Source organism: Thioalkalivibrio thiocyanoxidans ARh2 (genome assembly GCF_000385215.1).
GTDB lineage: Bacteria > Pseudomonadota > Gammaproteobacteria > Ectothiorhodospirales > Ectothiorhodospiraceae > Thioalkalivibrio > Thioalkalivibrio thiocyanoxidans.
Genome location: NZ_ARQK01000032.1, coordinates 35,001 through 43,739, shown reverse-complemented (window position 1 = coordinate 43,739; position 8,739 = coordinate 35,001). Strand labels below are relative to the sequence as shown.

Here is an 8,739-nt window from a genome sequence, read left to right as displayed (position 1 = left end):
TGACAGGTCGGGTGCACGGCGCCCACCTCGGCCAGGAACTGGTTCCAGGCGTGATCGCTGTCGCCGGCGAGCAGGGTGTTGTCGAGGTCGAACAGGGCCAGGTTCATGAATCGCTCCGCGGATTAGGGGTCGCGCTGGGAAGACGGCGGGAGTTTACCGGGGCATGACTTCGCACGCAGCTTTGCCCGTCCTGCCACGGGGGATGCGTGGGAAACGCTGATGGATGTACACGCTCGCGCTCGAGTCGCTTTTGCGTGCGAACAAGGCGCGGCGACTGCCGTGCAGTCATTCTGCACAAGGGAGCCGCAACGCCGTGCGCATGCAAAAGCGGCCGAGCCCCGGCATTCAATCGCTTGTGGGGTTGGCACCCCAGGTTCCCCGATCCTGCGTTGCGCCGCTTGTGGGTAGAACCACTACCCGCTGCACGGCGCGCCTTGTCTCGGAAAACCTGGGGTGCCAACGCGAGTGTGTACATTCATCAGCGTTTCCCAAGGTCTTTGCCGCGGGGCCTCGGGCTGTGGAACAATGCAATCAGTGAAGAAAGCGCCTGGTTGATGCAAGTGATTGATTGTGAGGGGTATAGAGCCAACGTAGGCATCATCCTGTGCAATCGGGAGCGCCAGCTGTTCTGGGGCAAGCGCGTGGGCCAGGACGCTTGGCAGTTTCCCCAGGGCGGTATCCGCGCGGAAGAGACGCCGGAGCAGGCGATGTACCGCGAGTTGCGCGAGGAGACAGGCCTGCTGCCCGAGCATGTCGAGGTGCTCGGCAATACCCAGCACTGGCTGCGTTACCGCCTGCCGGAGCGCATGGTGCGGCGTCACCGCCGTCCGGTCTGCATCGGCCAGAAACAGCGCTGGTTCCTGTTACGGATGATGGGCAACGAGAGCGACGTGATCCTGGATGCGATGGGTACCCCCGAATTCGACGACTGGCGCTGGATCGACTACTGGCGTCCGGCACGCGAGGTCGTGCATTTCAAGCGCCAGGTCTATCGCCGCGCGCTGTGCGAACTGGTGCCGCTGATGTTCCCGGAGCTGGAAGCCCGGCGCCCGCGCAAGGTCCACGGACGTGACGCCAGCGATCAGGCCCCGTCACAGGTTTCCCCGGTGTCGCCACGTTGACGAACCCGAATCCCCCCTCGATGCTGGAGGTCCTGCGCCGCGTGGTGCAGGAGGTGAATGGCGCCGCTGATTTCTTCGAAGCGCTGCACATCATCGTGACCCGCGTGAAGGCCGCGCTGGATATCGATGTCTGCTCCATCTACCTGAAGTCGCCGCAGTCGGGCCGCCTGGTGCTGATGGCGTCGGAGGGCCTGCGCGAGGAATCCATCGGGCATGTGGAGATGGATCCCTCCGAAGGCCTGGTGGGGCTGGTCGCCTCGCGCGCCGAGCCGGTCAACCTGGACAGTGCCCAGGATCACCCGCGCTTTCGCTATTTCCCGGAGACCGGCGAGGAGCACTTCCTGGCCTTTCTCGGGGTGCCGATCATCCACCAGCGCAACCTGCTGGGGGTGCTGGTCGTGCAGCAGCACCAGGCACGCAAGTTCGATGACGAGCACGTCTCCTTTCTGATCACCCTGGCCGCGCAGCTGGCCGGTGCGATCGCCTACGCGGAATTCAACGACGAGATCTCCTCCGAGACCCCGCTGATCGGGCACGTCAATGTCGAGGCGACCGGGATCGCCGGTTCCCCCGGGGTCGCGATCGGCCGGGCCGTGGTCGCCTATCGGCTCGCGGATCTCGACTCCATCCCGGATCGCGAGGGCGTCGGGGTCGACGAGGAACTCGAGCGCTTCGGCAAGGCGGTGGCTGACACGCGCACCGAGATCGAGGATCTCAAGCAGCGTATGGGCGAGGCGCTCGGCGCGGACGAGCAGGTGTTGTTCGACGCCTACCTGATGTTGCTGGGTTCGGATTCCCTGGTCCACAAGACCGAGGCGCGTATTCGCAACGGTCAGTGGGCCCCGGCTGCCCTGCGCGACACCGTGCGCGAGAGCGTTCGCGTGTTCGACGACATGGAGGACCCGTACCTGCGTGAACGCGCGGCCGATGTGCGGGACCTGGGTCGGCGGGTGCTGTCGCACCTGTTGCCGGCCGAGCGCAGCCAGGAGGAGTTCCCGGATGGCGGCATCCTGGTGGGCGATGACCTGACCGCATCGCACCTGGCCGAGGTGCCGATCGAACGCCTGGGGGCGATGGTCTCCGCCAAGGGCACCGGTTCCTCGCATATCGCGATCCTGGCGCGGGCGCTCAACATCCCGGCGGTGATGGGGGTCTCGGAACTGCCGGTGGGCCGCCTGGAGAACCGCGAGATCCTGGTCGACGGCTATCGTGGCCGGTTGTTCGTGAACCCCAATGCGGAGTTGCGCACCGAGTTCGAGCGCCTGGTGCGCGAGGAGCGCGAGCTGGCCGAGGACCTGCGGGCGCTGGCCAAGGACCCGGCGGCCACCCGCGACGGCGTGGCGGTTCCGGTGCTGGCGAACTCCGGGTTGCTGGCCGATATCAAGCCGTCGCTGGAATCCGGGGCCGAGGGTGTGGGGCTTTATCGCACCGAGGTCCCGTTCATGATCCGCGACCGCTTCCCCGGGGAGGAGGAGCAGGTCCAGCTCTACGAACAGGTGCTGGCGTCATTCGACCCGATGCCGGTGACCCTGCGGACCCTGGATATCGGCGGCGACAAGGCCCTGCCGTACTTCCCGGTCAAGGAGGACAACCCGTTCCTCGGCTGGCGCGGCATCCGCATCTCGCTGGACCACCCGGAGATCTTCCTGACCCAGCTGCGGGCGATGCTCAAGGCGAGCCGGTCACACGGCAATCTGCAGATCCTGTTCCCGATGATCTCGGCGCTGGACGAGCTGAAGGGGGCCATGACACTGCTCAACCGGGCCCGCGAGGAACTGCTGGACGAGGGTTTCATGATCCCGATGCCCAAGGTCGGGGTGATGGTCGAGGTCCCGGCGGCGGTCTATCTGTCGGAGACGCTGGCGCGGCGGGTGGACTTCCTGTCGGTGGGGACCAATGACCTGGTGCAGTACCTGCTGGCGGTGGATCGCAACAACGCGCGCGTGGCCAATCTCTATGACACCCTGCACCCGGCCTGCATCCGCGCATTGGAGATCATCACCGACGGGGCGCACCGGGCGGGCAAGCCGGTCAGCGTCTGCGGCGAGATGGCGGCCGATCCGGCCGCGGTGATCCTGCTGCTGGGGATGGGGATCGACAGCCTCAGTGTCAGCGTCTCCGCGATCCCGCGGGTGAAGTGGGTGATCCGCAGCTTCTCCACGGATCGCGCCGAGGCGCTGCTGGCCCAGTGCCGCATGCTGGAGAACGCGGAGCAGATTCGTTCGCTGCTGAACAATGCCCTGGTGCAGGCCGGGCTCGGCGGGCTGGTGCGCGCGGGCAAGAACTGAGTCGTTGCGTCAGGCGGCCTCGCGCCGGCGCTTCCACCACCCGATCAGTGCGGCCAGCACAAAGATCGCCAGTACGACCCCGATCGCGATCAGCGCATCCTCGATGGAGCGGTTGATCACCAACACCACCACCCCGACCAGGATCGGCACCGGAAACTCGTTGAACCAGCGAAACCAGGTGTGTTCGCGGCGGTTCAGGTCATCCCGAAAGTCGCGCACGATCCAGCCGCACCAGATGTGATAGATCACCAGTAGTGCCACCAGCGTCAGTTTGAAATGCATCCAGGGCTCGTTCAGATACCCCGGGATCAGGGCCAGCATGGCCCCGCCAAACGCAATGGTCAGCACCCCGCCGGGCGTCATGATCCCGTAGAACAGCTTGCGCTCCATGATCTTGAAGCGCTCGTGACCCAGGGCATCGTCGGTCATCGCGTGATAGACGAACAGCCTTGGCAGATAGAACAGCCCGGCGAACCAGGTGACCATGAAGATCACGTGCAGGCTGAGCAGCCAGTTGTAGGCTTCCATGCTTCAGATCTCCCAGGGGTGCCGGTGGTGGCTGGCTCAGGACAGCCAGCGCTGCAGGTGGCGTTCGATCTGCTCGAAGTCCGGATCGCCCAGCTTCTGGTAGACGATGCGGCCGCCGGGCGAGATCACGAACGTGGTCGGGGTCAGGCGCACGCCGCCGAACGCCTGCGACATGCCGTCTTCGCTGTCATGGATCACCTTGTAGGGCATCTCGCGGTCCTCGCGCATCGACTCCACCCGGTTGATCGGATCGTAGGAGACGGCGACGGCCAGTAACTCGAAGCCCTTCTCGGCGTAGGTCTCGTGCAGGTGGATCAGCTTCGGGATCTCGCGCACGCAGGACGGACAGTTGGTGGCCCAGAAGGAGATCATCACCGGGCGCCCCTCGTAGTCCGACAGTGAAACCTCCTCGCCATCGAGGGTCGTGGCAGTGAACTCCGGCGCCGGGCGCATGCCGTCATCGGTCAGCCAGATGGCCAGGGCAACCCCAATCAGGGCCAGGATGAAGATGCCGCCAATGATGGCCTTGCGGTCGATACGAAAGCTGCTCATGGGTACAGGGGTCCCTGTTGGTTCGAATGATCGCCGGATTCGACTGGCCTGAGTGGGCCTTCGTTCCGTGCTCTGTGGTAAGCCGGTATCATGCCGCAGCATGACGGCAACGACCAATAGCAAACCTATCCGCATCGGGGTTGTCGGTGCGACCGGGTACACCGGCGTGGAGTTGCTGCGCCTGCTGGCCCGACACCCTTCGGCGGAGCTGGCGGTGGTGACCTCGCGCGGCGAGGCCGGGACTGCGGTCGCCGATCTGTTCCCCAGTCTGCGCGGGGCCGTGGATGCGGTCTTTCGCGAGCCGGACCCCGACGTGCTGGGCGAGTGCGACGTGGTGTTCTTTGCCACGCCGCATGGCGTGGCACATGCGATGGCCGGTGCGCTGCTGGAGCGTGGGGTGCGGGTGATCGACCTGTCGGCCGACTTTCGTATACGTGACCCGGAGCTGTGGGCGCACTGGTATGGCCAGGCGCACGGGGCCCCGGAGTATCTCGACGAGGCGGTTTACGGGCTGCCGGAGATCCATCGTGACCAGATCCGGCCGGCGCGGCTGATTGCGGTGCCCGGCTGCTATCCGACGGCCGTGACGCTTGGTGTTCTGCCGCTGCTGGAGCAGGGACTGGTCGACCCGGCCGACGTGATCGCGGATGCCAAGAGTGGCGTCAGCGGTGCGGGGCGCAAGGCCCATGTGGGCGGCCTGTTTGCCGAGGTGCAGGAGAACTTCCGTGCCTATGCGGCCGGCGGGCATCGGCACTGGCCGGAGATTCACCAGACCCTGAGCGGTGTGGTCGGCGGCGAGGTCGGGCTGATCTTCCAGCCGCACCTGGTGCCAATGACGCGCGGCATCCATGCGACCCTCTATCTGCGGCCGCGACAAGCCGAGACCGACTGGCAGACCTGCTTCGAACAACGCTACGCCAACGAGCCGTTCGTCGACGTCCTGCCGCCGGGGTCGCATCCCGAGACGGCCAGCGTGCGGGGGACCAACCGCTGTCGGGTCGCGGTGGCACGGCCGCCGCACTCCGATCGTCTGGTGGTGCTGTCGGTGATCGACAACCTGGTCAAGGGTGCGGCCGGGCAGGCCGTGCAGAACATGAACCTCATGTTCGCTTGCCCGGAGGACGAGGGGTTGCGCGAGCTGGCGGTCTTCCCCTGAGGGAAACACTGATTAATGTCCAAGCTTCCGACACCAGTGCCGCGGCGCCGTCCCCGGATCCCGCCGCCGCGGCCGGTGCGACAGCGTCGGCGGCGCTGGGGGCTGGGCGTGTTGTTGCTGGCGCCTTTTCTGCTGGTGGCCGGGATCGGCGGCTGGTTGTGGATGCACTGGCCGGACGAGGGCGTGATTGATCCGCAGATGCGTATCGATGCCCTGACGGACGAGCTGCAGCAGGAGGTCGAGGCGCGCCGGCAGGCAGAGGCCGAGCAGCAGCGAGCGCTGCGGCGGCTGTCGCTGCTGGAGACCGAGATCGATGCCTACCGCGAGGATGTTGAGCGTCAGGAAGCCGAGCTCGCGCGGTTGCGGGACGAGGTGGCCTTCTACGAACGACTGGCGGAGAGCAATGACGACGCGAGTCTGGGGCTGCGGGATCTGGCGCTGCAGTCGACGGGACAGTCCGGCGTCTGGGATGTGGTGTTCCAGGTCTATCGGCCGGGATTGAATCGGTCGCTGGATGTGCGCTGGTCGCTGGAGATTGCCGGGCGTTTCGAGGGGGACGACGAGGATACAACCCTCGATCACGAAGACCTGGGTGTGGAGCAGGAACGCGACATCGAGGGGTTCCGCCTGCTGCGCAATGCGCGCGTGCGGGTCGTGTTGCCGGAGGGTTTCACCCCGGAAGCTGTAGTCGTTAGGGTGGAGCCGGAAGACGAGGATGGTCCCGACGCGGCGACGAAGCGCGGAGAGTGGGATCGTATGGCGGGAGAAGGGGCATGATCGGACGCAAGAAGGGGCGTGGCAACAAGCGCACACGCCGGGTCGACACCATGATCGGGGAGAATGCTGTGGTGCGCGGCGAGCTGGAATTCAGTGGCGGGCTTTATGTCGAGGGTCGCGTGGTCGGCAGTATCCGTGCGCCGAGCGACCCCTCCGCGGTGCTGATGGTGGCACCCCAGGGTGTGGTCGAAGGGCAGGTGATGGTGCCCCACCTGGTGGTGAACGGCGAGGTGCGCGGTGATATGCACATGAGTGAGTACGTCGAGCTCGGCGCGACCGCACGGCTGCACGGGCATCTGTATTACAAGAGTCTTCAGATCACCGAGGGCGCGAGTATCGACGGTCAGCTCGAACGAATGGAGGAGCCCTTGCAGGGCGAATTGGAGGAGCTTGCGGACCACAGCGCGCCGCAGGTTGCCTCTTCGTGAGGATGGCCCAGCATCATTCGTGGGGTATTCTTGACGCTGGCGGTCAGTATTCCGTAGCGTGAATGAAAATGATTCTTACAGGAGGCACCCAATGTCCGAAGCCATGACACCCAATACCGAGGCGGATATGGACATGGAGATCCCGAGCCCGCTGATCTTCACCGATGCCGCGGCGAGCAAGGTGAAGGGGCTGATCGAGGAGGAGAACAACGACAACCTCAAGCTGAGGGTGTTCGTCAGCGGTGGTGGTTGCTCCGGCTTCCAGTACGGCTTCACCTTCGACGAGACGATTGGCGACGGCGATACCGTGGTCGAGAACGGCGGGGTGACGCTGCTGATCGATCCGATGAGTTTTCAGTACCTTGTGGGTGCCGAGATCGACTACACCGAAGGCCTGGAAGGTGCGCAGTTCGTGATTCGCAATCCGAATGCCACGACCACCTGCGGTTGCGGGTCCAGCTTCTCGGTCTGACCGGCAGAGCCGTTTCCGTACTGCCAGGGCCCGGCCGTTGCGGTCGGGCCCTTTTTCATGCCTGTCTCGATGCGGGGCCAGGCGCGCGGCCGGGGATCCGGCAGCCGAGGATACGCGGCCCTCGGGCCCCCGTAACCTCCGGCAGGTTGCCGGCTTCGTCGCGCAGATGCCGATACGCCAGCCAGGCAAAGGCGGCACCCTCCACCTGCTGGGGCGGTATGCCATGGCGTTCGGAGGTCTCGACTGTGCTGCCGGCAAGCTGGCTTTGCAGCCGCTCCATCAGGTAGCCGTTGTGGGCGCCGCCACCGCAGACAATAACGCGATGCGGTGCGGATGTGCGCAGGGATTCGAGCGTCAGACGTACCCCCTCCACCGTGAGTTCGACCAGGGTGGCCTGGATGTCCTCCGCGTTCAGGCGGTCGATCCGTTCGCCGCCGACCTGGCGAAGCCAGTGGGGCGAGAAATACTCGGGCCCCGTGCTCTTGGGGGCGGGGCGCAGGAAGTACGGGTCCGCGAGCAGCTGTTCCAGAAGCGGCCGGTCGATGTGTCCCGTGCGCGCCCAGGCGCCATCGGCATCATAGGGCTGGCCCAGGTGTCGGTGGGCCCAGCCGTCCAGCAGGGTGTTGGCGGGGCCGCTGTCGCACCCGCGTACCGGCTGGCCCGGTTCCAGCCAGGTCAGGTTCGCGATCCCGCCGAGGTTCAGGATCGCCCGGGTTTCGCTCGGGTGCCCCAGCCAGTCTGCATGGAACGCGCAGGCCAGCGGCGCCCCTTCGCCTCCTGCCGCGAGGTCGCGCTGCCGAAAGTGCGCGATCACGTCGATGCCGGTGGCTTCGGCGATCCGGAACGGGTCGCCAATTTGCCAGGTGAAGGCGGGCTCGGCGCCCGGCGCATGGTGGACTGTTTGCCCGTGCGAGCCGATCGCCAGGATGTCCGCAGCCTGCAGGCCGGAGGATTCCAGGAGTTGTTGAACAGCGCGGGAGAGGAACAGCCCGACCCGGGCATCCAGGGTGCCCAGGTCTTCGAAGCGCAGGGTCTCGGTGGTCGCGGCAGCCGCGAGATCCCCTTCCAGCGAGTCCGAGTAAGGCAGGTGGCAGTGCCCCGTGGTGCGCAGCGGGCCCGTTTCGTCGATCTCGACCAGGACCGCATCCACACCGTCCCGGCTCGTGCCGGACATCAATCCAATCAACCGCTGGGTCATCCGTATGCGTTCCTGTTCCGGTGGCGGAGTCATCTCGCTTCGTTGCGGGGTGCACGGTATCCTTGCGCCCTTTGCGCGCCCCGTGGGGGCGCGTTTGTTGCGAACCCAGCATTCTAGAGCGGAACGTTACCCTTCGCAGGCCAGGCCCCTGCGCGGGATCCGCCAAGGGCACAAGAGATGATCGAACTGGAAGAACAACTGGCGGTGTTTCGCCGCGGA

The 8,739-nt window shown here is 65.9% G+C and carries 10 protein-coding genes and 1 pseudogene (1 of these 11 cut by a window edge); 7 read left to right on the top strand and 4 right to left on the bottom strand.

From position 1 onward, the window contains the following. Positions 1-107: pseudogene (locus G372_RS14145) on the bottom strand (HAD-IB family hydrolase); the annotation flags it as partial. A gap of 447 nt (positions 108-554) precedes the next feature. On the opposite strand from G372_RS14145, the gene G372_RS0102305 reads away from it, so the two are divergent. Both G372_RS0102305 and ptsP read left to right on the top strand, forming a co-directional pair. Next, entirely contained in the window at positions 555-1,121 is a 567-nt protein-coding gene (locus tag G372_RS0102305; protein ID WP_018865337.1) for an RNA pyrophosphohydrolase, read from the top strand. 20 nt (positions 1,122-1,141) lie between these two features. Beyond that, positions 1,142-3,409 (top strand): phosphoenolpyruvate--protein phosphotransferase, encoded by a 2,268-nt coding sequence (gene ptsP, locus G372_RS0102300; RefSeq protein WP_018865338.1) that lies wholly within the window; start codon positions 1,142-1,144, stop codon positions 3,407-3,409. A 9-nt stretch (positions 3,410-3,418) separates the two neighbouring features. On the opposite strand, the gene G372_RS0102295 is transcribed toward ptsP, so the two are convergent. Continuing rightward, the gene (locus G372_RS0102295; RefSeq protein ID WP_018649256.1) at positions 3,419-3,937 is read right to left on the bottom strand and encodes a CopD family protein; all 519 of its coding nucleotides are present in this window, start codon (positions 3,935-3,937) and stop codon (positions 3,419-3,421) included. A 36-nt stretch (positions 3,938-3,973) separates the two neighbouring features. Beyond that, the gene (locus G372_RS0102290; RefSeq protein ID WP_019624622.1) at positions 3,974-4,489 is read right to left on the bottom strand and encodes a peroxiredoxin family protein; all 516 of its coding nucleotides are present in this window, start codon (positions 4,487-4,489) and stop codon (positions 3,974-3,976) included. A 100-nt stretch (positions 4,490-4,589) separates the two neighbouring features. Here G372_RS0102290 and argC point away from each other — a divergent pair, with 100 nt between their 5' ends. The 4 genes from argC (at position 4,590) to erpA (ending at position 7,322) form a co-directional block, all read left to right on the top strand. Further along, on the top strand, positions 4,590-5,645 hold the full coding sequence (argC, locus tag G372_RS0102285; RefSeq protein WP_026340429.1) for an N-acetyl-gamma-glutamyl-phosphate reductase: 1,056 nt from the start codon (positions 4,590-4,592) through the stop codon (positions 5,643-5,645). A gap of 108 nt (positions 5,646-5,753) precedes the next feature. Beyond that, the gene (locus G372_RS0102280; RefSeq protein WP_026340428.1) at positions 5,754-6,422 is read left to right on the top strand and encodes a DUF6776 family protein; all 669 of its coding nucleotides are present in this window, start codon (positions 5,754-5,756) and stop codon (positions 6,420-6,422) included. After that, a complete protein-coding gene (locus G372_RS0102275) occupies positions 6,419-6,850 on the top strand; it encodes a bactofilin family protein (protein WP_018865342.1) in 432 nt (143 codons plus the stop codon). Before G372_RS0102280 ends, G372_RS0102275 begins: the two co-directional genes overlap by 4 nt. A 91-nt stretch (positions 6,851-6,941) precedes the next feature. Continuing rightward, positions 6,942-7,322, top strand: coding sequence for an iron-sulfur cluster insertion protein ErpA (gene erpA / locus G372_RS0102270; RefSeq protein WP_019624619.1), 381 nt, complete (start codon positions 6,942-6,944; stop codon positions 7,320-7,322). 55 nt (positions 7,323-7,377) lie between these two features. On the opposite strand, the gene G372_RS0102265 is transcribed toward erpA, so the two are convergent. Next, the gene (locus G372_RS0102265; RefSeq protein ID WP_019624618.1) at positions 7,378-8,520 is read right to left on the bottom strand and encodes an anhydro-N-acetylmuramic acid kinase; all 1,143 of its coding nucleotides are present in this window, start codon (positions 8,518-8,520) and stop codon (positions 7,378-7,380) included. Positions 8,521-8,697: 177 nt separating this feature from the next. Between G372_RS0102265 and tyrS the strand changes: the two genes are divergently transcribed. Next, positions 8,698-8,739, top strand: partial view of a tyrosine--tRNA ligase gene (gene tyrS, locus G372_RS0102260; RefSeq protein WP_019624617.1) — the start only. 1,167 nt of this gene lie beyond the right edge of the window; the window shows 42 of its 1,209 coding nt (coding positions 1-42); its start codon is at positions 8,698-8,700; the stop codon falls past the right edge of the window.

What these genes read in the sequence shown, in the direction of transcription:
- G372_RS0102265 (WP_019624618.1), bottom strand. Translation starts at nt 8,520, where the DNA reads ATGACCCAGCGGTTGATTGGATTGATGTCCGGCACGAGCCGGGACGGT.
- G372_RS0102295 (WP_018649256.1), bottom strand. Translation starts at nt 3,937, where the DNA reads ATGGAAGCCTACAACTGGCTGCTCAGCCTGCACGTGATCTTCATGGTC.
- G372_RS0102290 (WP_019624622.1), bottom strand. Translation starts at nt 4,489, where the DNA reads ATGAGCAGCTTTCGTATCGACCGCAAGGCCATCATTGGCGGCATCTTC.
- ptsP (WP_018865338.1), top strand. Translation starts at nt 1,142, where the DNA reads ATGCTGGAGGTCCTGCGCCGCGTGGTGCAGGAGGTGAATGGCGCCGCT.
- G372_RS0102305 (WP_018865337.1), top strand. Translation starts at nt 555, where the DNA reads ATGCAAGTGATTGATTGTGAGGGGTATAGAGCCAACGTAGGCATCATC.
- G372_RS0102275 (WP_018865342.1), top strand. Translation starts at nt 6,419, where the DNA reads ATGATCGGACGCAAGAAGGGGCGTGGCAACAAGCGCACACGCCGGGTC.
- erpA (WP_019624619.1), top strand. Translation starts at nt 6,942, where the DNA reads ATGTCCGAAGCCATGACACCCAATACCGAGGCGGATATGGACATGGAG.
- argC (WP_026340429.1), top strand. Translation starts at nt 4,590, where the DNA reads ATGACGGCAACGACCAATAGCAAACCTATCCGCATCGGGGTTGTCGGT.